This window comes from Micromonospora sp. DT47, from assembly GCF_049844475.1.
Taxonomy (GTDB): Bacteria; Actinomycetota; Actinomycetes; order Mycobacteriales; family Micromonosporaceae; genus Micromonospora.
The window spans coordinates 36761-61402 of the sequence record NZ_JBNCLC010000015.1 but is presented as its reverse complement, the minus strand read 5'-3'; the positions used below and the strand labels follow the sequence as shown (position 1 = coordinate 61402).

Sequence of the window (24642 nt, the reverse complement as noted above, 5' to 3'; positions counted from 1 at the left end):
ACCGCACAAGTCCACGACGGACCGCTGAGGGCCGCCGTACGAAAGGGAAGTCAATGAGCGTTGAGGTGTACTACGACGACGATGCCGACCTGGGCCTGATCCAGGGCCGCAAGGTCGCGGTGATCGGGTACGGCAGCCAGGGCCACGCCCACGCGCTGTCGCTGCGCGACTCCGGCGTCGACGTGGTGATCGGCCTGCCGGCGGGATCGAAGAGCCGGCCGAAGGCCGAGGAGCAGGGCCTGCGGGTGCGCACGCCGGCCGAGGCGGCGGCCGAGGCCGACGTGATCATGATCCTGGCGCCGGACACCGCGCAGCGCGGGCTCTACGCCGAGGCGATCGCGCCCAACCTGGCCCCCGGCAAGGCGCTCTTCTTCGGCCACGGCTTCAACATCCGGTACGGCCTGATCACCCCGCCGGCCGACGTGGACGTCGCGATGGTCGCCCCGAAGGGCCCCGGTCACCTGGTCCGTCGCCAATACGTCGACGGCAAGGGCGTGCCCTGCCTGGTCGCCGTTGAGCAGGACCCCAGCGGCACCGCGTTCCCGCTGGCCCTGTCGTACGCCAAGGGCATCGGCGGCACCCGGGCCGGCGCGATCCGGACCACCTTTACCGAGGAGACCGAGACCGACCTCTTCGGCGAGCAGGCGGTGCTCTGCGGCGGCGCGGCGGCGCTGGTGCAGACCGGCTTCGAGGTGCTCACCGAGGCCGGCTACGCCCCCGAGGTGGCCTACTTCGAGTGCCTGCACGAGCTGAAGCTCATCGTCGACCTGATGTACGAGGGCGGCATCGCCCGGATGCGGTACAGCGTCTCCGACACCGCCGAGTACGGCGACCTCTCCCGCGGCCCCCGGGTCATCGACTCCCGGGTCAAGGAGGAGATGCGCAAGATCCTCGGCGAGATCCAGTCTGGCGAGTTCGCCCGCGAGTGGGTGGCCGAGGACGAGGCCGGCCGGCCGAACTTCGCCAAGTGGCGGGCCGAGGGCGCGGCGCACCCGATCGAGGAGACCGGCCAGAAGCTGCGGGCGATGATGAGCTGGGTGGACCGGCCGATCACCGAGACCGCCTGACGCGCCTTCCCGCACGGGGGCCCGGCGGCCCGCGACCCGACGCTCTCCCCGGCGTCGGGTCGCGGGCCGCGTGCGTACGGTCCTGTTCCCGGTATGGATCACGCCGGGTCGGGACCGGCGGTCCCGACCGACTCCTCGACGGCGAGGATCTCGTCCCGGACGCGCTCCGCCTCGGCCTTCCGGTGGAGGCGCCAGAGCGTACGCCCCATGTTGCGCAGCGGGGTGAGGAGTTCCGCCTGGTGGATCCGCTCCGGGTCCGCCCGCAGCAGGTCGACGCACTCGCGGTAGGCGTCGAGCGCCTCGTCGAGCCGGTCGAGGACGTGTCGCCGGTTGCCCAGGTCGCACAGGGCCTCCGTGAGCGACAGCCGGTGCTTCGCCGGGTCGGCCGCGAACAGCTCCCGCCGGATCGCCACGCACTCACCAAGCAGCTCGGCCGAGCCGAGCGGGTCACCGCCGAGGTGCACCATCCGTCCCAGCCAGAAGAGGCCGCCGGAGAGCAGCTCCCGGTACCGAGGGTCGGCATCGACCAGCAGCCGTCCCAGCTCCACCGCTTCCCGTCCGGCCGCCTGCCCCTCCCGCACCTTCTCGGCGGACACCGTGTCGGCGGTGGCGGGCTGCGGCCTCGGCCGGGTCGCACCGACTGCGGACGACGGCCAGTGGAACGCGGACATCATGCAGGTCAACGACAGGGCGACGACCAGCCGTGGACGCCACACCTCCGGCAGCCGCGCGTGGTGCTGCCGGCAGAGGGCGACCGCCTCGGCCAGCAGCGCCCGGGCTGCCGGCCCGTCGCCCTCCACTCGCAGTTGGAACAGCTCGGGCAGGGCCCGGGCCAGCACGTCGTCGTCGGCGTCCCGGGCAAGGTCGACCGCCTCCGCCAGCCGCTCGGCCGCCTCGTCCCGGTGGCCCGCCCGCTTCGCCACCTCGGCCAGGACGAGCAGCGCGTTACCCAGTCCGCCCCGGTCTGTGGACGACCCGCTGGCCAGCGCCGACCGCCAGTGGTCGACCGCCTCCTCAGCGGCGCGCCGGGCCACGTCCGGTTCGTCGAGCGCCTGCCGGCACCCGGCGAGCGCGGTCAGCAGCCGCCCGAGCCCGGGCTGGACCAGCTCCGGCCGCAGCCTGATCCGGGCCAGGAACCGCAGTTCGGTACGGGTCTCGGTGGCCAGGGCGCCAGCCTCCGCCAGCCGCCCGACCGCAGCCAGCGACTCGACCAGGCCGATCGCGATCAACTGTCCCGACGGTGGCCACCGGGCCTGCCGCAGCAGCGGGACCTCCCGGTAGAGCGCCATCGCCTCCTGCCGGGCCGCCAGCGCCTCCTCTGGGCCTTGCAGCGCCGCCTGGCAGTCCCCGATCACCGACAGCGTCAACGCCGACCGCATCCGCTCGTCGACGGAGCGTGGCACGAGACGACGCCAGGTCGACCGGGCGCGCAGCGCCAGCCGCAGCGCCTCGCGTACCTCCCCGGAGCGGTACAGGAGGGTGGCCGCCAACCGGCGGGCCTCGGCGAGCACGACCTGGGACGCGCGGTCGGTGGCTCCCTCGACGTACCCGATCGCCTCCTCGCACTGCGCGAGCGCGGCGGCGGCGGTGCGGTCGTCCGGGACGGCGGCCCGCGCGACCAGGGCTCGGGCGAGACCGGCCCGGTGCCGGCCCGGCTGCTCCCGGTCCACCCGCCGGTAGAGCGCCACCGCCTCCTCGGCGGCCGCGGTGCGGCGGGGGACGGACCGGGCGGAGCTTTTCACCTGCTGGGACCGGGTGACCAACGCCTCGGCCAGCCGTGGCCCGTACCGCAGCGGGTGTGGGCGGGCCAGTGGACGCAGCAGCGCGATGCGGAGGGCGGGTGACATGGCAGCGCTCCTCCCCGTTGCGGACGCTGGCCCCCGTTGTAGCGGGCAAGGTCAACCGCGCTCGCTGGTGAACCGGGGATGACGGGCGTGCGACAACCCTGTGTGAGGGCGCTCACCCCGCGGTCCGGGACACGCCGGGCGGGCCGCCGCCTACGATCCCTGGTAGGTGCGTAGCCGGCACCTGACGGCCATGGCACGGATCAGCGTAGGGCGCAGCGCGGCGTCCCGTCGCCCCGGCCGACCGCATACGACGTCTACGAGGACCGATGAATCCTGTCGTACTGATCGCCGAAGAACTCGCTCCCGCCGCCATCGAGGTGCTCGCGCACGACTTCGACGTGCGTCATGTCGACGGCACCGACCGCCCTGCCCTGCTCTCCGCGCTCTCCGAGGCCGACGCGGTGATCGTACGCAGCGCCACCCAGATCGACGCCGAGGCGATCGCGGCCGCGCCGCGACTCAAGGTGGTCGCCCGGGCCGGCATCGGACTGGACAACGTCGAGGTGCCGGCCGCCACCGCGCGTGGCGTGATGGTCGTCAACGCGCCCACCTCCAACATCGTCTCCGCGGCCGAGCAGGCCGTCGCGCTGCTGCTCGCCGTCGCGCGGAACACCGCCGCGGCCAGCGCCGCGCTCAAGGCGGGGGAGTGGAAGCGGTCCAAGTACACCGGCGTGGAGCTGCAGGGCAAGACCGTGGGCGTGGTCGGACTGGGCCGCATCGGCGTGCTCTTCGCCCAGCGGATCGCCGCGTTCGGCACCCGGCTGATCGCGTACGACCCCTACATCCAGCCGGCCCGCGCGGCCCAGCTCGGCGTCCGCCTGGTGGGCCTGGAGGAGCTGCTGCGGGAGAGCGACTTCATCTCCATCCACCTGCCGAAGACCCCGGAGACCGTGGGCCTGATCGGTGAGAAGGAGCTGGCGATCGTCAAGCCCGGCGTGCGGATCATCAACGCCGCCCGCGGCGGCCTGGTCGACGAGCAGGCCCTCGCCGACGCGATCGCCGAGGGCCGGGTCGCCGGCGCCGGCGTCGACGTGTACGCCAAGGAGCCCTGCACCTCGTCGCCGCTGTTCGCCTTCGACAACGTGGTGGCCACCCCGCACCTGGGCGCCTCCACCCACGAGGCGCAGGACAAGGCCGGCCTGGCCGTGGCCAGGAGCGTCAGGCTGGCGCTGCAGGGCGAGTTCGTCCCGGACGCGGTGAATGTGCAGGCCGGCGGCGTGGTCGCCGAGGACGTCCGCCCGCTGCTGCCGCTGGCCGAGAAGCTCGGCCGGGCCTTCACCGCGGTGGCCGGCGGGGTGGCCGCCAGCGTCACCGTCGAGGTGCGCGGCGAGATCGTCAACCACGACGTCTCGGTCCTCAAGCTCGCCGCCACCAAGGGGCTGTTCAGCTCCGTGGTGGAGGAGCAGGTCACCTACGTCAACGCGCCGCACCTGGCCGCCGAGCGGGGCGTCGAGGTGTCCCTGGCGACCCAGGCCGAGACGGTCGACCACGCCAACCTCGTCACCGTCCGGGGCGCGCTGCCCGACGGCCGTACGGTCAGCGTCTCCGGCACGGTCACCCAGACCGGCGCCCGGGACGTCATCAAGCTGACCGAGGTGGACGGGTTCGACGTGGAGATCGGCGCGGAGGGCATCCTGCTCTTCCTGCGCTACGTCGACCGCCCAGGCGTGGTTGGCACCGTCGGCACCCTGCTCGGCGAGGCCGGCATCAACATCGCGGCGATGCAGGTCGCCCGCCGGGAGGCCGGCGGCGAGACGCTGATGACCCTCACCGTCGACCAGGCGCTCGGGGCGGACCTGCTCACCTCGGCGGCCGACTCGATCGGCGCGACCGCGGCCAGCGCTGCCGACCTGCGCGACGAGTAGTTTTCCGGCAGCACGAAGGGCCCGGTCGTCACGGCCGGGCCCTTTCCGTATGCCGGATCAGCCGGTGACGCGGGACGGCGGCGGGTAGACCGAGCCGTCCTGGGCGTCGAAGAGCATCAGGCCGTGCTCGCCGGCCAGCCGCTCGATGTCGAGCAGCACCTGGTCCTCGCAGGTGGGGACGAGGTTGAGCTCCACGTGGTCGCCGGCGGCGTGCAGCGGTGCGACCTCCCACGGGGTCCCCGGGCCGGCCGGCCGGTCGGGGTACGTGGCGGTGATGGCCCGGTAGAAACCGACCAACCGCGGGTCCGGGTACCGGTCGCTGTGGTGCCCCTCGCGGCACCGCCGCACCGCCGCCCGGACGTCCTCGGGCGTGGCCCCGTCGTGCAGGGCCCACACGCTCAGATCGAAACTCACGGCGCACAGCGTGCCATCCGCCGTTCACGCGGGCGACACTGACCCGCCGGCGTCGGCGCAGGGACGGGACCGTCCTCGGGGAACGGTCCGCTGTGGAGACTCTTGCGTCGAGTTGTGTCGATTCGCTAGCGTACCGGTGCGGTCACCGGGTGAGTCGAGGCGTTGACCCGTCTTCGGGTGGCGAGGTCAGGCGTTCGGCCGGCCGGTCCGCACCCCTCGATTGCGCGAGCCACGCGCACTCGTCGCTGATCGGCCCCCACGGGTCGTTGCCGAGACCGTGGGGGCCGATTGCCGGCCCGTCGACCGCGCCACCCCGTGGACCCCCTCCACAGGCTGGCCGACGCGCCGCCGCGCCGCTCAGCGACGGCGATGGGCGAAGAGAGCCTGGTATCCCGAGCCGTTGCGGAACCAGGACAGCCCGGTGGGGCCGGCCGCGTACAGCGCGGTGGCGTAGGCGTCGGCGACCGCGAGGTCGGGCCCGACGACGGTGGCGGCGACCAGCTGCTCGGCCGGCTCGCCGGTGTGCGGGTCGACCACGTGGCCGCGGCGGCCGGTCACCCCCGAGGTGCCCACCGCGCCGGCGGTCATCTCCAGCACCAGCGGCGCCCGTCGCCCGTCGGTCGGGTGGTGCACAGCCACCCGCCAGGGCCCGCCGTGCGCGGCGTGGCCGCGTACCGTCAGGTCGGCGCCGGAGAGCACCGCGTAGTCGGTGATCCCGGCGGCGCGCAGCCGGGCCGCCGCGCGCTCCACGGCCCAGCCGTTGAGCAGGCCGCCCGGGTCGAAGCCGCCCGGCACCGCCCAGGCGTCGAACCAGCCGTCGGTGGCGGCGCGCATCGCCGCGCAGCGGTCCACCAGGTCGGCCAGCGGCGGGTACGACTCGGGGCTGATCTCACCCCGGCGCAGCCGGGAGACCAGGCTGTCCGGGCGGGTGGGGCCGTAGGTGAGGTCGATGGCGCGCAGCTCGGCGACGGCGTCGCGGAGCGCGTCGCCGACGACCCGGCGGCCCAGGTGCTGGGGGGCGTTGAGCAGCAGTGAATACTCGGCGGTGCTGGTCTGGACGGTGTGCTGGGCGGCGATCCGGTCGACGGCGGCCTCGCCGGACTGGTCGACCCGCGGGCTGCGGGTGCCCAGCCGCAGGTCCGGCCGGCGTCGGGAGAAGGCCGCCTGGTCCACCCACCGGGTGCGCGGCTGCTCGTCCATCCGGCCCTGTCTGGACTGCTGGTCGATCCGCATGCCACCTGCCCCTTCGCCGACGGGCGCCGCAGCGCCGCGGCGATTTCCGTCCCGGGCCCCGTGACCCGAACGTCTTCGACCCTAGGTAGTGGAGATGACCGCACCATGAATGCCGCCTGGGAGCCTGCTGAGCATTCGAATATCCCGAATGGTGGAAGATGCGTACCGGGAAACGGGACGGCGACGTACCGTGCACGGGAGCGACGAGGTGGGGAGCGCCAGGTGGCACGCATCGCGGTGGTGGCCGGGGACGGGATCGGACCCGAGGTGGTCGCGCAGGCCCGCAAGGTCCTCGACGCCGTGCTCCCCGGGATCGAGACCACGGAGTACGACCTCGGCGCGGCGCGGTACCACCGCACCGGCGAGGTGCTGCCCGACCCCGTGCTGACCGAGCTGGCCGGCCACGACGCGATCCTGCTCGGCGCGGTCGGCGACCCGACCGTGCCGCCGGGCGTGCTGGAGCGCGGCCTGCTGCTCAAGCTGCGGTTCGCTTTCGACCAGTACGTCAACCTGCGCCCGTCCCGGCTCTGGCCGGGGGTGTCCGGTCCGCTGGCCACCGTCAAGCCCGGCGAGGTCGACCTGGTCGTGGTCCGGGAGGGCACCGAGGGGCTCTACGCCGGCGCCGGCGGGGTGCTGCACCGGGACACCCCGGCCGAGGTGGCCACCGAGGAGAGCCTGAACACCCGGCACGGGGTCGAGCGGGTGATCCGGGACGCCTTCGCCAGGGCCGCCCGCCGGGAGCGGCGCAAGGTCACCCTGGTGCACAAGACCAACGTGCTGACCCACGCCGGGTCGCTCTGGGCCCGCGCCTTCGAGGCCGTCGCCGCCGAGCACCCCGACGTGACCACGGAATACCAGCACGTCGACGCCGCGGCGATGTTCCTGGTCACCCAGCCCCAGCGGTACGACGTGGTGGTCACCGACAACCTCTTCGGCGACATCCTCACCGACATCGCCGCCGCGGTCACCGGCGGGATCGGGCTGGCCGCCAGCGGCTGCATCAACCCGGAGGGGACGTACCCGTCGATGTTCGAGCCGGTGCACGGCTCGGCGCCGGACATCGCCGGCAAGGGGATCGCCGACCCGGTGGCCGCGGTGCTCTCCGCCGCGCTCCTGCTCGACCAGCTCGGCCACGCCGACGCCGCCGCGCGGGTGACCGGGGCGGTCGCCGCCGAGTTGGCCGCCCGGGCTCCGGGCGTACCGCTGCGCACCGAGGAGGTCGGCGACCGGCTCGCCGCCCACGCCGTGGCCTGACCGGCCCGTCGCCTCCTCCACCGGTCCGGTACCGGGTCCGCCGGACCCCGGGCCGGACCGGACTCGTCCCACCGTCGTCGGCGCGGCGGCCCCTGGCGCGCCCCCCATCCGGGGTGCTCGATCTGCCTGCCGGAGCTATCCGCTGAACGACCGTTCGGGGTAAGTTTCTGGCACCGAGTCGGTGTGCGGCCCCGCACGCCGCGAACCCGCAGGGAGGTCAGCGCGATGAGCGGTGGTGACAAGCTCGATTTCGAGATCCGTCCGAATCCCGCGCCGGTATCCGCCGCCGACCGGGCCGCCCTGCTGGCCAACCCGGGCTTCGGCCGGGTCTTCACCGACCACATGGTGACCATCCGGTACGCCGCCGGCAAGGGCTGGTACGACGCCCGGGTCGAGGCGCGTGCGCCGATCCCGATGGACCCGGCCAGCGCGGTCCTGCACTACGCGCAGGAGATCTTCGAGGGCCTGAAGGCCTACCGCACCGCGGACGGTTCGGTCACCATGTTCCGCCCGGAGGCCAACGCGTCCCGCTTCGCCGCCTCCGCGCGGCGGCTGGCCATGCCGGAGCTGCCGCCGGAGACCTTCGTCGAGTCGCTGCGCCGGCTGGTCGAGATCGACCGGGACTGGATCCCGGAGGGCCCGGACGCCAGCCTCTACCTGCGGCCGTTCATGTTCGCCAGCGAGGTCTTCCTCGGCGTCCGCCCGGCCACCGAGTACCTCTACCTGGTCATCGCCTCGCCGGCCGGGGCGTACTTCGCCGGCGGGGTCAAGCCGGTCACGGTCTGGGTCTCCCCGGACTACACCCGGGCCGCCCCCGGCGGCACCGGCGCGGCGAAGTGCGGCGGCAACTACGCCGCCTCGCTGGCCGCCCAGGCCGAGGCGATCGAGGCCGGCTGCGACCAGGTGGTCTTCCTCGACGCGGTGGAGCGCCGGTTCGTCGACGAGTTGGGCGGCATGAACGTCTTCTTCGTCTACGACGACAACACCCTGGTCACCCCGCCGCTGACCGGCACGATCCTGCCCGGCATCACCCGGGACGCCATTCTCACCCTGGCCGCCGCCTCCGGGCACCGGGTCGAGGAGCGGCCGGTCAGCTTCGCCGACTGGCAGGCGGACGCCGCCAGCGGTCGGCTGCGGGAGGTCTTCGCCTGCGGCACCGCCGCGGTGATCACCCCGATCGGCCGGGTGCGCTTCCCGGACGGCGAGTTCCTGATCGGCGGGGGTGAGCCGGGCCGGTCCACCACCGCGCTGCGCGAGCAGCTGGTGTCCATCCAGCGCGGCGAGGCCGAGGACCCGCACGGCTGGGTGCGGCACGTCCTCTGATCTGTTCGTGCCGTCCGCCGGCCCGCCGAATTGGCGGGCCGGCGGACGTGTCTGCGCGGCCCGTCACGCCGTTCGCGGCATGTCGCGGTGGCCCGGTCCGGCTACACCGCGACATGCCGCAGACGGCGCTTGCGGCCTGGCCGCAGGTCACTCCAGCAGGTGGTCGCGGAGGGCGGCGAGCTGGGCGTCGGTCACCCCGGCCTGCCGCAGGTAGTCCTCCACCGAGCCGTGCCGCTGCCGCAGCTCGGCCAGGAAGAGCGTCATCGCCTCGGCCGGGGTGGTGAGCGGTGGCAGCCCCGGCCGGATCTGCCTTCCGGTGCTGGTGAACCAGGCCTGGAACTGCTCGGCGGCCTCGGTGCTCAGGGCGTAGTCGGTGGCGATCTCGGCGTCGGCGACGCCGAGGACGGCCAGGGTGAGCCCGCAGACGATGCCGGTGCGGTCCTTGCCCGCGACGCAGTGCACCAGGACGGGAACGTTGGCCTCGTCGGCGATCAGGCCGACCGCCTCGGCCAGCCCTCCGGCGCCGGTGTCGGCGAGGTCGGCGTACCGGTCGGCGAGGTAGCGGGGGAGGTCCGAGCCCTGCTGGTAGGGGCGCTCACCCCAGTCGACGTGCTCCGGGTGGATGTTGCGGTACGCCAGCCCGTCCTGCTCCGGCACCCGACCGTCCCGCTCCACCTCGGACGGCCGGCGCAGGTCGATGACGGTGCGGACGCCGAGGGCGGTGAAGGCCTCCCGGTCGGCGCCGTCGATCCGGTGCGGCGAGTCCGAGCGGTAGAGCCGGCCCCAGCGTACGGTGCGTCCGTCGTGGCCGGCGTAGCCGCCGACGTCGCGGAAGTTGAACATCGCGGAGAACGGGATCCTGCGGTTGATCTCGATGGCGTCCACGCTGACACGGTAACGGCCGGTGGGGCATCGCCCCACCGGCCGTCGTGTCCGATCTGCTTACCGCGCGGTGCCCGGGGGCACGTTGCCGTAGCTCTCGTCGTAGTAGCCGCCCAGCTTGTCCCGGTAGGCCGGGTCGCTGTGGCTGGTCTCGTCGTACTCCGGGGCGGCCTTGATCTGGTCCTTGCTGCGGTCGACGAAGACCCTCTTGTCGTCGTGGTCGACCTGGTTGACGGTGCCGGCGGGCAGCATGACCTTCTTGCCGAAGATCCACGGGCCGGTGTCGACGACCAGGTAGCTGCCGCCGACCTCGTGGCTCGCGCTGTCGATCTTGCCGATGCTGCCGTCGGTGGCCTCGACCTTGTAGCCGACGAGGTCGGCGTCGGTCACTCCGGCCTGGTCCCGGTAGCTCCACGGGCTGAAGGCGCCGGCGGGGGCACCGCCGGCGACGGCGCCCTGGCCGCCGTCGATCATCGGGTCGGTGGTGCCGTGCGTGGTGCGGGGGTCGAGCCTGTCCATGGGATTACTCCTGCCTCGACTGTCGTAGTCGTATTGGAGAAAAGGTCTTCCGTGTCCGGAAATCAGGTACCCGGGTCCGCCGGCCTCCACACCCTATGACCGAAAACGACGATGGGCCGGCGCCGCATGATGCGGCACCGGCCCGTCCGGCCGTCCGGGTCAGACCAGCGCGGCCTGCGCGTCCAGCGCCACCGCGGCGGCGTGCACGACGGCCGCGATCCGCAGCCCCTCGTGCACCTGCTCCCGGGTGAACCCGGCGCCGCGCAGCGCCTTCTCGTGCGACTCCAGGCAGACCCCGCAGCCGGTGATCGCCGAGACGGCGAGGCACCACAGCTCGAAGTCGCCCTTGTCCACGCCCGGCCTGGCGATGATCTGCATCCGCAGCCGGGCCGGCATCGACGCGTACTGGTCGTCGCCGATCAGGTGCTTGGCCCGGTAGTAGACGTTGTTCATGGCCATGATGGTGGCCGCGCCCTTGGCCGCCTCGACCGCCTCCGGCTTGAGGTGGTCGGCCGCCTCGGCGGCGATCTCCCGCAGCACCACCGGGTTGCGCGCCGCGACCGCGCAGGCCAGGGCGGTGCCCCAGGCCTGCGCCGGGTTCAGCGTCGAGGTGGCGACGGTGGAACCGAGGTTGAGCTTGATGTCCTTGGCGTACTCGGGCAGAGCCGCCTTGACCGCGTCCAGACCCATGTCAGGCGCCGGCGCCGGCGAGCAGCGCGGTGGCGTCCAGGGTCGCGCCGCCCTTGTTCCAGTTGCACGGGCAGAGCTCGTCGGTCTGCAGGGCGTCGAGCACCCGCAGCACCTCGGAGACGTTCCGGCCGACCGAGCCGGCGGTGACCATGGCGAACTGGATCTCGTTGTCCGGGTCGACGATGAAGGTGGCGCGCTGGGCGACGCCGTCCTCGCCGAGGATGCCGCAGGCGTCGGTCAGCTCACGCTTGACGTCGCTGAGCATCGGGAACGGCAGCTCGCGCAGGTCCGGGTGGTCCTTGCGCCAGGCGTAGTGGACGAACTCGTTGTCCACGGAGGCGCCGAGCACCTGGGCGTCGCGGTCCGCGAACTCCCCGTTGAGCCGGCCGAACTCGGCGATCTCCGTCGGGCAGATGAAGGTGAAGTCCTTCGGCCAGAAGAAGACCACCCGCCACTTGCCCTCGTGGGACTTGTGGTTGATCGTCTCGAACGCCTTGTCGGCGTCCAGCGACACGCAGGCGGTGAGTTCGTATTCGGGGAAGCGGTCACCGACAGTGAGCACGGGTCCTCCTTGACAACGGCACGAGGCCGGTAACTGGATCGGTTCCAAATACTTCCGCAGCGTTGTTTCCCGCCGACTGGCGGCCGGATGACTTGTGAAGTCGATCACCGGCAGCGGGTTCTGCCCGGAGCGGTCGGTCGATCGAGTACGGCGACGTTGCATCATCGTCCCGCCATGTGGATTGTGCCTCCCAGAACCGGGGGGGAGTGGCAAAGTGGCGATCGTGACCAGCACCGTCCTCATCATTGGCAGCTAGCGCGCCGGCCTCCCCTCCGCCGAGCGCGCAGACCTCCCGCATCAGCGGGGGGTCTTTTTGTTGCTCCCCAGAGGTCCGAAGAAGGGACTCCCATGACGTTCCAGGTCTACGACACCACGCTGCGTGACGGCGCCCAGCGCGAGGGGCTCAGCTACTCGGTGGTCGACAAGCTCGCGGTGGCCCGGCTGCTCGACGAGTTCGGGGTCGGCTTCATCGAGGGCGGCTGGCCGGGCGCCGTGCCGAAGGACACCGAGTTCTTCCGCCGCGCCCGGACCGAGCTGCACCTGCGCCACGCGCTGCTGGTCGCCTTCGGCGCGACCCGCCGGGCCGGGGTGGCGGTCGCCGACGACCCGCAGGTGCGCGGCCTGCTCGACGCGGAGACCCCGGCGATCGCCCTGGTCGCCAAGGCCGACATCCGGCACGTGGAGCGGGCCCTGCGGACCAGCGGCGCGGAGAACCTGTCGATGATCCACGACACGGTGGCGCACCTGGTCCGCGAGGGGCGGCGGGTCTTCGTCGACGGGGAGCACTTCTTCGACGGGTACCGGCACGACCCGGCGTACACCGCCGCGGTGGTCGAGACCGCGCTCGCCGCGGGCGCCGAGCGGATGGTGCTCTGCGACACCAACGGCGGCATGCTGCCGTCCCAGGTGAGCGCCGCCATCGCCGACCTGACCGCGCGGGTCGGGGTCGGTCCGGAGCTGTTCGGCATGCACGCCCAGAACGACACCGCCTGCGCGGTGGCCAACACGGTCGCCGCCGTCGAGGCCGGGGTCCGGCACGTCCAGGGCACCGCCAACGGGTACGGCGAACGCCCCGGCAACGCCGACATCTTCGCGGTGGTGGCCAACCTCCAGCTCAAGCTCGGGCTGCCCGTCCTGCCCGAGGGCTGCCTGGAACAGATGGTGCGGGTCTCGCACGCCATCGCCGAGATCGCCAACATCGCCCCCGACACCCACCAGGCGTACGCCGGGGCCGCCGCCTTCGCCCACAAGGCCGGGCTGCACGCGAGCGCGATCAAGGTCGACCCGTTGCTCTACAACCACGTGGACCCGTCGGTGGTGGGCAACGACATGCGGATCCTGGTGACCGAGATGGCCGGCCGGGCCAGCGTCGAGCTCAAGAGCCGCGAGCTGGGCCTGGACCTGGCCGGCCATCCGGAGGCTGTGTCGAAGGTGACCAGCCGGGTCAAGGAGCTGGAGGCGGGCGGCTGGTCGTTCGAGGCCGCCGACGCCTCGTTCGAGCTGCTGGTCCGCTCCGAGCTGCCGGACGCCGCGCCGCTGCGGCCGTTCGCGCTGGAGTCGTACCGGGTGCTGGTCGAGCACCGGGAGGACGGCGCGGTCGTCTCCGAGGCCACCGTGAAGATCCGGGTACGCGGCGAGCGGGTGATCGCCACCGCCGAGGGAAACGGCCCGATCAACGCCCTCGACGAGGCGCTCCGGGTCGGGCTCTCCCGGCACTACCCCGAGCTGCGCGACTTCGAACTCGCCGACTACAAGGTCCGGATCCTGGAGGGCAGCCACGGCACCGGCGCGGTGACCCGCGTCCTGGTGGAGACCGCCGACGGCACCGGCCGCGACTGGACCACGGTCGGCGTCCACCCCAACGTGGTCGAAGCGTCCTGGCACGCCCTGGTCGACGCCCTCACCTACGGCCTCGACCGGGCCCGCGTCTGACCCGGCCGGTCAGGCGGCCGGGAGGCGGAGGGTGGCGAGGACGGCGCGATGGTCGCTGCCGGGCACCGGGTGCACGGTGGCCGCGGTGACGGCGATCCTCTGGTCGACCAGGACGTGGTCGATGGCGACCGGGGGGATCGGGTCGCCGTCGTAGGGGCCCCAGGTGCCGGTCAGCCCGGCCCCGGCGGCGTCGACGTACCCGCTGCGCAGCAGCGCGCGCAGCGGGGCGTGGTCGAGGGTGGCGTTGAAGTCCCCGGCGAGGATGCTCAACGGGCCGTCCGGGGTGGCCCGTGGCTGCGCCCGCAGGTCGGTGAACCACTCATCGACCACCTCCACGGCGTACGGCGCGGCCGGGTGGGCCGACTCGACCCGCAGCGGCGGCGCGCCGGGCACCGCCGCCGTGGCGTACGCCTGGCTGAAGGCAAAGCCGGCGTTGCGCCGGAAGCCGCCGGCGGAGAGCGGGAACCGGCTGTAGAGCCCCGAGCCGGTGGTGCCCACCTCGGCGTTGAGCTGCCGGTGTGGCAGCAGGTCCGCCAGCCCCTGCTGATCCAGCGCGACCTGGACCTGTGGGGTGAACTCCTGCACGGCGAGCACGTCCACCCGGTGCCGCCGTACCAGGTCGACCAGCGTCCGCGCGTCCCCGCCGCCCTTGAGCAGGTTGGCGGTGAGCACCCGCAGCGTCGGCCCGCCCGCCGCCGGCTGCCCGGAGGAGAGGGCCCGCGGCGCCACCGCCCCGACGAGCACCAGCGCCACCACGGCCGCGAGCACCGCCGGCCAGCGGCGTCGTAGGGCGAGCGCCAGCACCAGCGCCAGCATGCTCCACCCCGCGACGTACGGCGTGAAGGCGACCGCCTGCACCAGCGGCCCCCGCTCCAACCCGGCGAGGCGGACCGCCGCCCAGCCGACGCCGGGGACGACCGCGAGCCAGCAGAGCAGGGTCAGGCCCCGGTGTCGTGCCGTCGGCGTCGGGGCGGCTTCGATCATGGCGTCAGGCTAACGGGCGGGCCGGTCGCGGCACCGTCTGGTCTGGAACGTCCGCACCTCTGCCGGCGAACGACGTTGCGCACCGGAGGGGTGACTCGTCCCCTTCCGGGTGGGAAAGGGCCTGCCCGGCGCTGATAATCCGACGTTTGTTCGCCCATCGCACGGGAAGCAAGCACCGTGACGGACATGTCGGACACCCTGGCCAGCCTGCCCAGCCCGGTCGATCCCGACGCGGTGGGCGCCGAGCTGGAACAGACCCTCTTCGAGGTCAAACGCGTGATCGTCGGGCAGGATCGGCTCGTCGAACGCCTGCTCACCGGGCTGATCGCGGACGGGCACTGCCTGCTGGAGGGGGTGCCCGGCGTGGCGAAGACGCTCGCCGCGCACACCCTCGCCACCGTGGTCGGCGGCACCTTCTCCCGGATCCAGTTCACCCCCGACCTGGTCCCCTCGGACATCGTCGGCACCCGCATCTACCGGGCGTCCAAGGAGAGCTTCGACATCGAGCTGGGCCCGATCATGGCCAACCTGGTGCTGGCCGACGAGATCAACCGGGCCCCGGCGAAGGTGCAGTCGGCGCTGCTGGAGGCGATGGCGGAGCGCCAGGTCACCATCGGGGGCCGGAGCTGGCCGGTGCCGGAGCCGTTCCTGGTACTCGCCACCCAGAACCCGATCGAGTCCGAGGGGGTCTACCAGCTCCCCGAGGCGCAGCGCGACCGGTTCCTGATGAAGGTCGTCGTCGACTACCCGAGCGACGACGACGAGCTGGCCATCCTCTACCGGATGAGCACCGACCGGCCCCGACCGCGGCAACTGCTCGACCCGGCGCGGCTGCGGGGCTTCCAGCAGTGCGCGGCCCACATCTTCGTGCACCACGCGTTGGCCGAGTACGTCGTCCGGCTCATCCTGGCCACCCGCGACCCGGGCCGGTTCGGGCTGCCCGAGCTCGCCCCGATGCTGGCGTACGGGGCGAGCCCCCGGGCCACCCTCGGACTGGTCGCCGCCGCCCGGGCCCAGGCGCTGCTGCGCGGCCGGGAGTACGTGCTGCCGGAGGACGTCCGCGAGCTGGCGGTGGACGTCCTGTCCCACCGGCTGGTGCTCTCCTTCGACGCGGTCGCCGACGGGATCACCGCCGAGGCGGTGGTGCGTCGGCTGGTCGAGGCGGTGCCGCCGCCCGTGCTGGCCACCGGGCACCCCGAGCACGCGCCCGACCTGGCGGCGGCGTGAGGCGCGCCACCGCGCCCGTCCAGGCCGAACCGGGCCTGGCCGACCTCGCCCCCGACCAGCAGCTGCGCCGGCTGGAACTGACCGTCACCCGCCGCCTGGACGGCATGCTCCAGGGTCAGCACCGTGGCCTGCTGCCGGGGCCCGGCAGCGAGATCGCCGGCAGCCGGGAGTACCGGCCGGGGGAGGACGAGGTCCGCCGGATGGACTGGGCGGTCACCGCCCGGACCACCGTGCCGCACGTCCGCGAGGTGGACGCCGACCGGGAGCTGACCACCTGGCTGCTGGTGGACGCCAGCCCGAGCATGGAGTTCGGCACCGCCGAACTGGACAAGCGGGAGCTGTCGGTGGCCGCCGTGGCGGCGGTCGGCTTCCTCACCGCCGGCGCCGGCAACCGGCTCGGCGCGCAGGTCCTCGCCCCGACCGGGCTGCGCCGGTTCCCGGCCCGCGGCGGTCGTACCCACCTGCTCGGGCTGCTCCGCGCGCTGCTGACCGCGCCGCGCGCCGGCGGGTACGACGACGGCGCCGCTCCGGCCCCGCCCGACCTGGGCGACGCGCTCGCCGAGGTGCAGCGGGTCGCCACCCGGCGTGGCCTGGTCGTGCTGGTCTCCGACTTCCTCGACGGGCTGCCCGACGACCACCACGAGCAGGCGCCCTGGGAACCGGCGCTGCGCCGGTTGGCGGCCCGCCACCAGGTGCTCGCCGTCGAGGTGACCGACCCGCGTGAGCTGGAGCTGCCGGACGTCGGCCTGGTCACCCTGGTCGACCCGGAGACCGGCCGGCGGCGGGAGGTCTGGACCGGCGACCCGGCCCTGCGCCGGCGCTACGCCAGCGCCGCCGCCGCCCAGCGCGACCAGGTACGCCGGGCGCTGCGCCGGTCCGGCGCGGCCCACCTGGCGCTGCGCACCGACCGCGACTGGACCGCCGACATCGTCCGGCACGTGCACGCCCAGCGCCGCCTCGCGGCGGCGCCCGCCGTGACCCGGGGAGGTAGCGCGTGACCTGGCAGTCGCCCGTCCGGCTCCTGCTGCTGTTCGGGGTGCTCGCCCTGGCGGTCGGCTACCTGCTCATGCAGCGCCGGCGCAGCGCCTACGCCGTCCGGTTCACCAACCTGCGGCTGCTCGACCGGGTGGCGCCGGTCCGACCCTCGTGGCGGCGGCACCTGCCCGCCGGCCTCTTCCTGGCCATGCTGGCGCTGCTGGTGGTGGGTTTCGCCCGGCCCAGCGCCGAGGTGAGGGTGCCCCGGGAGCGGGCCACCGTCGTGGTCGCCGTCGACGTCTCCACCTCGATGCTCGCCACCGACGTCGAACCGGACCGGCTCAGCGCGGCCAAGGAGGCCGCCTCCCAGTTCGTCGACGGGTTGCCCGACGAGTTCAACGTCGGGCTGGTGGCGTTCGCCGGCAGCGCGGCGGTGGTGGTGCCGCCGGGCACCGACCGGGAGGCGCTGCACGACGGGATCGGGCGGCTCGCCGAGGGGATGACCGGGGTGCAGGGCACCGCGATCGGCGAGGCGATCAGCGCCTCGCTGGGCGCGGTCAAGGGCCTGGACGACAAGGCGGCGAAGCAGCCGCCACCGGCCCGGATCATCGTGCTCTCCGACGGGGCGAACACGGCCGGCATGGACCCGATGGAGGCCACTGCGGCAGCCGTGGCGGCCAAGGTGCCGGTGCACACCATCTCCTTCGGCACCCCCGGCGGCTTCGTCGACCGGGGCGGCCGGCCGATCCAGGTGCCGGTCGACGGGCAGACTCTCAAGGCGGTCGCCGAGGAGACCGGGGGCGGGTTCCACGAGGCCGATTCGAATGAGGAGCTGCGCGGCGTCTACGAGGACATCGGCTCCTCGGTGGGCTACCGCAAGGAACGCCAGGACATCTCCGCCCGGTTCATCGGTCTCGGGCTGGTGTTCGCCATGGGCGCCGCGGCCGGGTCGATGCGGTGGTTCTCCCGCCTGCCCTGAGCCCGTCGAGCGAGCAGTGAGGAGCGGACGTATGGCAGTACAGACCGGACTGGGCGAGCCCCGGGGACCGTGGTTCGTCTCGCCCGAGCTGGGGCCGGACGGGCGGCACCGGTGGGACGTACCGGGGTCGGGAGAGGATCCTTCCCGGCGGAGCTGGCGCCGGCGGCTGCTGACCGCGGCGGCGGTGGTGGCGCTCTCCACCGTCTCCGGCGCGGCGGCCGGCGGGTGGGTGGCCGGCCAGGGCGGCGGCCCCGGGCCGACGGCGGCCTCCGCCGCCCCGGTCCCGGCGGAACTGGTGACCGCCGCCCAGAAGACCGTGCCCGGCGTGGTGTCGGTGCTGGCCGGCGGGGGCTCCGGCCAGGGCGCCACCGGGTCCGGCTTCGCCATCGACGACCAGCAGCACCTCATCACCAACGACCACATCCTGGCCAGGGGGGGCGGGGGTACGGTGACCGTGGAGCTGCCCGACGGCCGGCGGTACGCCGCCGAGGTGGTCGGCCGGGAACCGGGCAGCGACCTCGCGGTGCTGAAGGTGCCGGCGGCGGCCCGGCTGGCGCCGCTGCCGCTGGCCAAGCCCCGCTCGGCCAGGGTGGGCGAGCCGGTGCTGGCGGTCGGCTCGCCGCTCGGGCTGGCCGGCACGGTGACGGCGGGCATCGTCAGCGCCCTGGACCGCCCGGTACGCCTCGGCACCAACCGGCGCACCGCGGTGCAGACCGACGCCTCGATCAACCCGGGGAACTCCGGCGGTCCGCTGGTCAACGCGCGCGGCGAGGTGGTCGGGGTGAACACGGCGATCGCCACCATCGACGGCAACGGCTCGATCGGCATCGGGTTCGCCATCCCGATCGACCAGGTGCAGCAGACCGCCGACACGATCATCGGCAAGGGCGGCTGAGTCAGGACGCGCCAGGACCGGACGGTCGTAACGGAAGAACTGTCGGATATCCGGCGCAGGACCATCGGGCCATGGAAATATGACGTTGAGTATGGATACTGGCGTGGGTGGAGCGATCACTCATGGCGGTCCTGCTGGCAGTCGGCATCCTGGGCGGTGGCGTGATGGGTGCCGCCTATGCGCGGGCGCGTCGTGGATGGTCCGACTACCAGACCACGAAAAGGAGCGTGCCGATCCTCCGCAAGGCGGCATGGCTGCTCATCCGGCTGGCAGCCACCAAAATCGGCATCGTCGCGCTGCTGCTGGTCGGCGCGGTCGCGTACGCCACCGTCGGTCCCGACCAGGGCCGGGCCGAGCCCGGGCCGAGCCCGACGCCGAGCTCCACCGCCCCGCACGGCAGCCGGGGGCGTTAGCCTCGGGGCGTGGACGACGGACTGCGGGTGACCGACCGATGGATCGTGCCGGCCGCCGAGCTGCGGGAGCGGTTCTCCCGGTCCTCCGGTCCGGGCGGGCAGGGCGTGAACACCACCGACTCCCGGGTGGAGTTGAGCTTCGACCTCGCCGCCACGCCCAGCCTGCCGCCGGCGCTACGGGCGCGGGCGCTGGACCGCATGGCCGGCCGGCTGGTCGACGGGGTGCTGACGATCGCCGCCAGCGAGCACCGGGCCCAGTTGGCCAACCGGGAGGCGGCCCGGGAGCGGATGGTCGCGCTGCTGCGCGAGGCGGTCGCGCCGCCACCCCCGCCCCGCCGGCCGACCCGCCCGTCCCGGGGCGCCAAGGAGCGCCGGCTCGCCGACAAGAAGCGCCAGGCGCAGCGCAAGCGCGACCGCCGGGTCGACGGCGACTGAGCGCCGGAATTCGGGTGCCCGGCTCCGGTCCGGCTGCCTAGGCTGCCAGCATGTCCGCCGACACCCTGGTCACCCTGCACGGGCGCACCGTGCTCGCCTGCGCCGCCGACGGGCCGAAGCTCTGCTCCGCCGCCGACGCGACGGACGTGATCGGCGAGGCGCTCGGCTACGGGGCGGACCTGGTCCTGCTGCCGGTACGCCGGCTCGCCGTCGAGTTCTTCACGCTGCGTACCGGGGTGGCGGGGGAGCTGGTGCAGAAGTTCGTCAACTACCGGCTGCGACTGGCCGTGGTCGGCGACGTCTCGCCGCACGTCGCCCGCAGCACCGCCCTGCGCGACTTCGTCGCCGAGGCGAACCGGGGCGACCAGCTCTGGTTCGTCGCCACCATGGCCGAGCTGGAGGAGCGGCTGCGCCACCGGGACGAGCGGGCCGCCGCGAAAACCGATTGAGGAACCTCGGGCCGCTCCCGACAATCCCCGGATGACCCCCGACTTCGCCACCAAGCCCACGCTCGCCGGTGACCTGGTCACGCTGCGGCCGTTCGTCGACGACGACCTCGCCACCTTCCGGGAGGCGCTGGCCGACCCGGAGCTGGCGCGGCTGACCGGCAGCCCGCCCGACGAGATCGACGAGGAGCGGCTGCGCTCCTGGTACGGCAGCCGCAACGCGCAGACCGACCGGCTCGACCTGGCGGTGGTCGACAACGCCACCGGCGCCTGCGTCGGCGAGGTGGTGCTGAACAACTGGGACCGGCACAACGACAACTGCACCTTCCGCATCCTGCTCACCGCGGCCGGCCGGGACCGGGGCCTCGGCACCGAGGCGGTACGCCTCATCGTCGGCCACGGCTTCGAACGGCTCGGCCTGCACCGGATCTCGCTGGAGGTGTTCTCGTTCAATCCCCGCGCCCGCCGGGCGTACGAGAAGGTGGGCTTCGTCGCCGAGGGCGTGCTGCGGCAGGTGCTGCGCGACGGCGACGGCTGGGTGGACGCCACGGTGATGTCGATCCTCACGCCGGAGTGGGCGGCGCACCGCGGACGCCCGGACGCGGTGACCGATGCGCGACGTCCTCGCTGCTGACAGAACCGTGCTGTTGCGCGGCCTGCGGGCCGGCTGACCCACCCGCCGGGCAGCCCTGGCGGAGCGGCCCGTCAGGCAGGAAGGGCGGTGTCGAGGGCGGCCACCAGCCGGGCCCGCAGCCCGCTGGCCCGCTCCGCGAAGCCGCGCTGCGCGGTCGCGTACTCGGCCCGGCCCTCCGGGGTCTCCACCCGGACCGCCGGGTACCCGAGCGCGGCCAGGTCGTACGGGCTGGCCCGCATGTCCAACGTGCGGATCTCCCGGGCCAGCGCGAACGCGTCCGCGACCACCTCGCTCGGCACCAGCGGGGAGAGCTTGTACGCGTACTTGTAGAGGTCCATGTTGGCGTGCAGGCAGCCCGGCTGCTCCAGCGCGTGCTGGCTCTCCCGGGTCGGGGTGAGCAGGTTCAACGGTCGGGCCGGCGCGGTGAAGAACCGGTAAGCGTCGAAGTGGCTGCACCGCACGCCCCGATCCTCGACCACCGCGGCGGTCCGCTCCGGGGACAGCCGCAGCGGCCAGGCGTTGTGGCGTACCTCCTCCTGGGTCTGCCGGTAGACCATCGCCCACTCGTGCATCCCGAAGCAGCCGAAGTGCGCCGGCCGGGAGGCGGTGGCGGTGAGCAGCCCGCGGATCCAGGCGATGGAGTCGGCGCGGCGGGTGCGTACCCGATCGGTGTCCAGGGTGGCCCCGGCGGCGTCGGCGCGGTAGTCCCGGCCGAACTCGGCCGGGTCCGCGTCGCGCAGCAGCACGCCGGCGCCCGGGTGCCAGCGGCGCAGCTGGGCCGGCCGGTGCGAGTAGTAGGTGAAGAGGAAGTCCTCGACCGGGTGTCGCCCGCCGGTGCGGCGGCGGGCCAGGTGCGACGCCAGCCAGGCGTCCACCCGCGCCTCGTGCGCGGCCCGCCGGGCCTGCCAGTCGGCCGCGTCGAGGGCGGTGGCGGGAGCGAGGGCGGCGGTCACGGACCCCAGGGTACGACCGCCGCCCGCCCCCGGTCAGGGCACGTCCACCCGTACCCCGGCGGAGAAGACCCCGCTGCGCAGCTCCAACTGCTTCGGCTTCTGCATGCCGTCGACGGTGAAGACCAGCGGCAGCACCACCCGGTTGCCCGCCGCCACCGGCTGGGCGAAGACGTCGCGGCCCAGGTTCGCCAGCCGGGTGGCGTCCTCGTCGGTGCTCACCCAGTTCCCGCCCTGCAGGTACGCCCGCTGGAGCTGGCCGTGCCAGGTCTGCTGCTCCGGCGTGACGTTGCGCACTCCGACCGTGGCCTGGCACTGCTGGCTCGCCACCTTCGCCGTCGCACAGCTCACCCGGTAGACGGTGAACTCGAACGCCTTCTCCCGCAGCGGAGTCCCGACCGCACCGGTGGCGCTGCGGCCCATCCAGGCGCCGCTGGTCGGTTGCTTGGTGGTGTCGATCGCGGCGACCCGCTGGGTGCCGGTCCAGACCGCGGCGAAGACCACGCCGGCCAGCACGGCCGCCGCCACTCCGACGACCAGCCACACCGGCGGGGTGCGACGGCGCGCCCCCGGCCCGGGTGAGGCGGGACGGGGGTAGACGGTGCCGCCGCCCGGGGCGCTGGGGCCCCCGGCGTACGTGGGCTGGCCGGCGGCCGCCGGCGCGGTGCCGGTCGGCTCCACGCCGCCGCGCCGCCGGCGCGCCCGCTGCCACCACCAGAGCCCGCCCGCGGCGAGCACCAGCAGCGCGGCCAGCGCGGCCGCCAGGACCGGTGGGCGGCGCCAGGGCGGCGCTGGGGTGACCTGCGCCTCGGGCGTCGCCGGGGCGGCCTGCCAGGTGGCGGTCGCGCAGTCGTACGGCCGGTTGCCGTCGCTGGTGAACGCGCAGGCCGGCGCGGTCAGCGCCCGGCCGGGCGCGGTGGCGGCCAGCGCGGTGTCCAGCGTCCGGGAGCTACGGGCCGGCACGGTGAGCCGCCAGGTGACCTCGCCGGTGCCGTTCTGTCGGGTGGCCAGTCCGCCCGCGCTCACCGCGGTGGTCGACGAACCCGGCGGCAGCTCCTGCCGGACCGTGGTGATTACCGTCGTGGCGGCGGAGTTGCGGATCAGGATCCGGTAGCCGGGCACCGGTGTCGCGGCGGGCGCGACGGCCACGGTGATCGGCGGGGCCGGCCGGGGTGCTCCCGGGTTCGCCGTGGTGGCCATCCCGGGCGCCGGTGCGGCCGGTGTCACCGGGATCACCGCACCGGTGGCCGCCACCCCGGGCGCCGCCGGCGCGGCGTGCGCCCCCGGCGGTCCGGCCGCCCCGGCGTGCGCCCCCGGCGGTCCGGCCGCCCCGGCGTGCCCCTGCGGCGTGGCCGCCGCGGCCGGTGCCGGGCTGGTCGACGCTTCTGGTGCCGGCGTGGCCGCCGCGGCCCTGGTCGCCGGAGCCGTCGTGGGCAGCGCCGGCACGGCGGCGAGGATGCCCAGACAGTTCACGATCACTGCGAGGGCCCTGTGGTGTCGTCTCGATGCAGGCATACGAACGAACCTCCGGAGCCGAAACTATGGGCGGGGACCTCCGCGCGGGTACGAAGTGCCGAACCCCGCCCCGGCCGGCGGCGGGTGGCGTACGCTGCGCCGACGCCACCCGGGCCGGACGCCGCCGTCGGCGGACCGACGCCGTACCGGGGGCTAGATTGGCCTGGTGCGTATCGCTCGTTTTGCTCATGCCAAGGGAATGTCGTTCGGGGTCGTCGAGGGCGAGCCGGAGGCCGGGCCGCAGGGCCTGACCATCGCCGAGATCGAGGGCCACCCGTTCGGGCAGATCCAGTTCTCCGGCGCCCGCTGGGCGCTCTCCGACGTCCGGCTGCTCTCGCCGATCCTGCCGAGCAAGGTGGTCTGTGTCGGCCGCAACTACGCCGAGCACGCCGCCGAACACGGCAGCGAGGTGCCGAGGGAGCCGCTGCTCTTCCTCAAGCCCTCCACCTCGGTGATCGGACCGCGGGACGCGATCCGGCTGCCGATCTTCTCCAAGCAGGTGGAGCACGAGGCCGAGCTGGCCGTGGTGATCGGGGCTCCCGGCGCGCGGCGGGCCGACCGGGCAGCCGCGGAGAAGGCCATCTTCGGCTACACCTGCGCCAACGACGTCACGGCGCGGGACCTGCAGCGCTCGGACGGGCAGTGGACCCGGGCCAAGGGCTTCGACTCGTTCTGCCCGATCGGCCCGTGGATCACCACCGGGCTGGACGTCTCCGATCTGGAGATCCGCTGTGAGGTGGGTCGCAATCCCGAGGAGATGGAGGTACGCCAGCTCGGCCGGACCCGGGACATGGTCTTCGACGTGGCGGGGCTGGTGTCGTACATCTCGCACGTGATGACGCTGCTGCCGGGCGACGTGGTGCTGACCGGCACCCCGGCGGGGGTTAGCCCGCTCACCGAGGGGGATACGGTCACCGTGCGGATCGAGGGGATCGGCGAGCTCACCAACCCGGTGGTTCCGGTCGCCTGAGCGGTCCGACCACCTGTTTCCGCAGTTCAGTGGCGGTGTGGGGGGTTGGATTTGGCCTGTCGGTGCCGGGAGGGTAAGGTTCATTCCCGGCGCCGCAAGGGGCCAATGGGGTATGGGGTAATTGGCAGCCCGACTGATTCTGGTTCAGTTAGTCTAGGTTCGAGTCCTGGTACCCCAGCGCAGCCGCGGGTTCGTGAGAGCCCCGGTCGCTGGATTCTGATGGAGTTCACCTCCGTCCCCTCGGGGGCGGAGATGATCTCTGATAGAGTGCAGCTTCCCCGCCCGGAAGGGTCGGGGGAGCAAGGGAAGTTCTGGCCCCGTCGTCTAGTGGCCCAGGACGCCGCCCTCTCAAGGCGGTAGCGCCGGTTCGAATCCGGTCGGGGCTACAGAAGTGATGACAGCCCGTCCCACCTCGGTGGGGCGGGCTTCTTCGCGTTTCGGCCCTGTCACCTGCGCCGGCGCACGGCGCCCAGGGCCGTCGTCGGTGCCCGGAGCCGGTGCCGTTAGACTACTGCCGCACCGCTCGTCAGGGCGGTCGAAGCAGGAAAAGTGCCTGGCCCCGTCGTCTAGTGGCCCAGGACGCCGCCCTCTCAAGGCGGTAGCGCCGGTTCGAATCCGGTCGGGGCTACAG

24 protein-coding genes and 3 tRNA genes are annotated in these 24642 nt (G+C 73.7%); 17 read left to right on the top strand and 10 right to left on the bottom strand.

Going from position 1 to position 24642, the window contains the following annotated elements:
- Nucleotides 1–53: 53 nt before the first annotated feature.
- Nucleotides 54–1067, top strand: coding sequence for a ketol-acid reductoisomerase (gene ilvC / locus ACLQ2U_RS21705; protein WP_425752555.1), 1014 nt, complete (start codon nt 54–56; stop codon nt 1065–1067).
- A 98-nt stretch (nt 1068–1165) separates the two neighbouring features.
- On the opposite strand, the gene ACLQ2U_RS21700 is transcribed toward ilvC, so the two are convergent.
- Nucleotides 1166–2914, bottom strand: a complete 1749-nt coding sequence (locus tag ACLQ2U_RS21700) for a hypothetical protein (RefSeq protein ID WP_425752554.1) — start codon at nt 2912–2914, stop codon at nt 1166–1168.
- A gap of 266 nt (nt 2915–3180) precedes the next feature.
- Between ACLQ2U_RS21700 and serA the strand changes: the two genes are divergently transcribed.
- Entirely contained in the window at nt 3181–4779 is a 1599-nt protein-coding gene (gene serA, locus ACLQ2U_RS21695; protein WP_425752553.1) for a phosphoglycerate dehydrogenase, read from the top strand.
- 57 nt (nt 4780–4836) lie between these two features.
- On the opposite strand, the gene ACLQ2U_RS21690 is transcribed toward serA, so the two are convergent.
- Together ACLQ2U_RS21690 and ACLQ2U_RS21685 are read right to left on the bottom strand one after the other, a co-directional pair.
- Nucleotides 4837–5193, bottom strand: a complete 357-nt coding sequence (locus tag ACLQ2U_RS21690; RefSeq protein WP_425752552.1) for a hypothetical protein — start codon at nt 5191–5193, stop codon at nt 4837–4839.
- A 357-nt stretch (nt 5194–5550) separates the two neighbouring features.
- Nucleotides 5551–6426 (bottom strand): FAD:protein FMN transferase, encoded by an 876-nt coding sequence (locus ACLQ2U_RS21685; protein ID WP_425752551.1) that lies wholly within the window; start codon nt 6424–6426, stop codon nt 5551–5553.
- Nucleotides 6427–6648: 222 nt separating this feature from the next.
- Here ACLQ2U_RS21685 and ACLQ2U_RS21680 point away from each other — a divergent pair, with 222 nt between their 5' ends.
- Nucleotides 6649–7680: a 3-isopropylmalate dehydrogenase gene (locus ACLQ2U_RS21680; RefSeq protein WP_425752550.1), complete on the top strand. Its 1032-nt coding sequence runs from the start codon at nt 6649–6651 to the stop codon at nt 7678–7680.
- Nucleotides 7681–7905: 225 nt separating this feature from the next.
- The gene (locus ACLQ2U_RS21675) at nt 7906–9003 is read left to right on the top strand and encodes a branched-chain amino acid aminotransferase (protein ID WP_425752549.1); all 1098 of its coding nucleotides are present in this window, start codon (nt 7906–7908) and stop codon (nt 9001–9003) included.
- A 147-nt stretch (nt 9004–9150) separates the two neighbouring features.
- On the opposite strand, the gene ACLQ2U_RS21670 is transcribed toward ACLQ2U_RS21675, so the two are convergent.
- The 4 genes from ACLQ2U_RS21670 to ACLQ2U_RS21655 form a co-directional block, all read right to left on the bottom strand.
- A complete protein-coding gene (locus ACLQ2U_RS21670) occupies nt 9151–9888 on the bottom strand; it encodes a tyrosine-protein phosphatase (protein ID WP_425752548.1) in 738 nt (245 codons plus the stop codon).
- A 57-nt stretch (nt 9889–9945) separates the two neighbouring features.
- Nucleotides 9946–10404, bottom strand: coding sequence for a PRC-barrel domain-containing protein (locus ACLQ2U_RS21665; RefSeq protein ID WP_425752547.1), 459 nt, complete (start codon nt 10402–10404; stop codon nt 9946–9948).
- Between the two features lie 159 nt (nt 10405–10563).
- Complete coding sequence (locus ACLQ2U_RS21660; protein WP_425752546.1) at nt 10564–11094, bottom strand: carboxymuconolactone decarboxylase family protein; 531 nt, start codon at nt 11092–11094, stop codon at nt 10564–10566.
- Between the two features lies 1 nt (nt 11095).
- Entirely contained in the window at nt 11096–11656 is a 561-nt protein-coding gene (locus ACLQ2U_RS21655; RefSeq protein WP_425752545.1) for a peroxiredoxin, read from the bottom strand.
- Nucleotides 11657–12004: 348 nt separating this feature from the next.
- Here ACLQ2U_RS21655 and cimA point away from each other — a divergent pair, with 348 nt between their 5' ends.
- Nucleotides 12005–13588 (top strand): citramalate synthase, encoded by a 1584-nt coding sequence (cimA, locus tag ACLQ2U_RS21650; protein WP_425752544.1) that lies wholly within the window; start codon nt 12005–12007, stop codon nt 13586–13588.
- 9 nt (nt 13589–13597) lie between these two features.
- On the opposite strand, the gene ACLQ2U_RS21645 is transcribed toward cimA, so the two are convergent.
- Complete coding sequence (locus tag ACLQ2U_RS21645) at nt 13598–14572, bottom strand: endonuclease/exonuclease/phosphatase family protein (RefSeq protein ID WP_425752543.1); 975 nt, start codon at nt 14570–14572, stop codon at nt 13598–13600.
- 177 nt (nt 14573–14749) lie between these two features.
- Between ACLQ2U_RS21645 and ACLQ2U_RS21640 the strand changes: the two genes are divergently transcribed.
- The 8 genes from ACLQ2U_RS21640 to ACLQ2U_RS21605 all read left to right on the top strand — a co-directional run bounded on the left by ACLQ2U_RS21640 (nt 14750) and on the right by ACLQ2U_RS21605 (nt 20576).
- Complete coding sequence (locus tag ACLQ2U_RS21640; protein WP_425752542.1) at nt 14750–15799, top strand: AAA family ATPase; 1050 nt, start codon at nt 14750–14752, stop codon at nt 15797–15799.
- Complete coding sequence (locus tag ACLQ2U_RS21635) at nt 15796–16797, top strand: DUF58 domain-containing protein (RefSeq protein ID WP_425752541.1); 1002 nt, start codon at nt 15796–15798, stop codon at nt 16795–16797. The genes ACLQ2U_RS21640 and ACLQ2U_RS21635 overlap by 4 nt, the downstream gene beginning before the upstream one ends.
- Nucleotides 16794–17753: a VWA domain-containing protein gene (locus ACLQ2U_RS21630; RefSeq protein ID WP_425752540.1), complete on the top strand. Its 960-nt coding sequence runs from the start codon at nt 16794–16796 to the stop codon at nt 17751–17753. Before ACLQ2U_RS21635 ends, ACLQ2U_RS21630 begins: the two co-directional genes overlap by 4 nt.
- A gap of 31 nt (nt 17754–17784) precedes the next feature.
- Nucleotides 17785–18648 (top strand): S1C family serine protease, encoded by an 864-nt coding sequence (locus ACLQ2U_RS21625; protein ID WP_425752539.1) that lies wholly within the window; start codon nt 17785–17787, stop codon nt 18646–18648.
- Nucleotides 18649–18755: 107 nt separating this feature from the next.
- Nucleotides 18756–19061: a hypothetical protein gene (locus ACLQ2U_RS21620; RefSeq protein WP_425752538.1), complete on the top strand. Its 306-nt coding sequence runs from the start codon at nt 18756–18758 to the stop codon at nt 19059–19061.
- Between the two features lie 9 nt (nt 19062–19070).
- A complete protein-coding gene (gene arfB / locus ACLQ2U_RS21615; RefSeq protein WP_425752537.1) occupies nt 19071–19496 on the top strand; it encodes an alternative ribosome rescue aminoacyl-tRNA hydrolase ArfB in 426 nt (141 codons plus the stop codon).
- Between the two features lie 50 nt (nt 19497–19546).
- Nucleotides 19547–19945 (top strand): DUF4180 domain-containing protein, encoded by a 399-nt coding sequence (locus ACLQ2U_RS21610; RefSeq protein WP_425752536.1) that lies wholly within the window; start codon nt 19547–19549, stop codon nt 19943–19945.
- Nucleotides 19946–19976: 31 nt separating this feature from the next.
- Nucleotides 19977–20576: a GNAT family N-acetyltransferase gene (locus ACLQ2U_RS21605; protein WP_425752535.1), complete on the top strand. Its 600-nt coding sequence runs from the start codon at nt 19977–19979 to the stop codon at nt 20574–20576.
- Nucleotides 20577–20647: 71 nt separating this feature from the next.
- Here ACLQ2U_RS21605 and ACLQ2U_RS21600 read toward each other — a convergent pair whose 3' ends face one another.
- Together ACLQ2U_RS21600 and ACLQ2U_RS21595 are read right to left on the bottom strand one after the other, a co-directional pair.
- Nucleotides 20648–21529, bottom strand: coding sequence for a 3-methyladenine DNA glycosylase (locus ACLQ2U_RS21600; RefSeq protein WP_425752534.1), 882 nt, complete (start codon nt 21527–21529; stop codon nt 20648–20650).
- A 33-nt stretch (nt 21530–21562) separates the two neighbouring features.
- Entirely contained in the window at nt 21563–23041 is a 1479-nt protein-coding gene (locus ACLQ2U_RS21595) for a hypothetical protein (protein ID WP_425752533.1), read from the bottom strand.
- Nucleotides 23042–23207: 166 nt separating this feature from the next.
- On the opposite strand from ACLQ2U_RS21595, the gene ACLQ2U_RS21590 reads away from it, so the two are divergent.
- The 4 genes from ACLQ2U_RS21590 (at nt 23208) to ACLQ2U_RS21575 (ending at nt 24639) form a co-directional block, all read left to right on the top strand.
- Entirely contained in the window at nt 23208–24011 is an 804-nt protein-coding gene (locus tag ACLQ2U_RS21590) for a fumarylacetoacetate hydrolase family protein (RefSeq protein WP_425752532.1), read from the top strand.
- A 106-nt stretch (nt 24012–24117) separates the two neighbouring features.
- Nucleotides 24118–24189 (top strand) — tRNA-Gln (locus ACLQ2U_RS21585).
- A 135-nt stretch (nt 24190–24324) separates the two neighbouring features.
- Nucleotides 24325–24397 (top strand) — tRNA-Glu (locus ACLQ2U_RS21580).
- A gap of 169 nt (nt 24398–24566) precedes the next feature.
- Nucleotides 24567–24639: transfer RNA gene (locus tag ACLQ2U_RS21575), tRNA-Glu, on the top strand.
- The last annotated feature ends 3 nt before the right edge of the window (nt 24640–24642 follow it).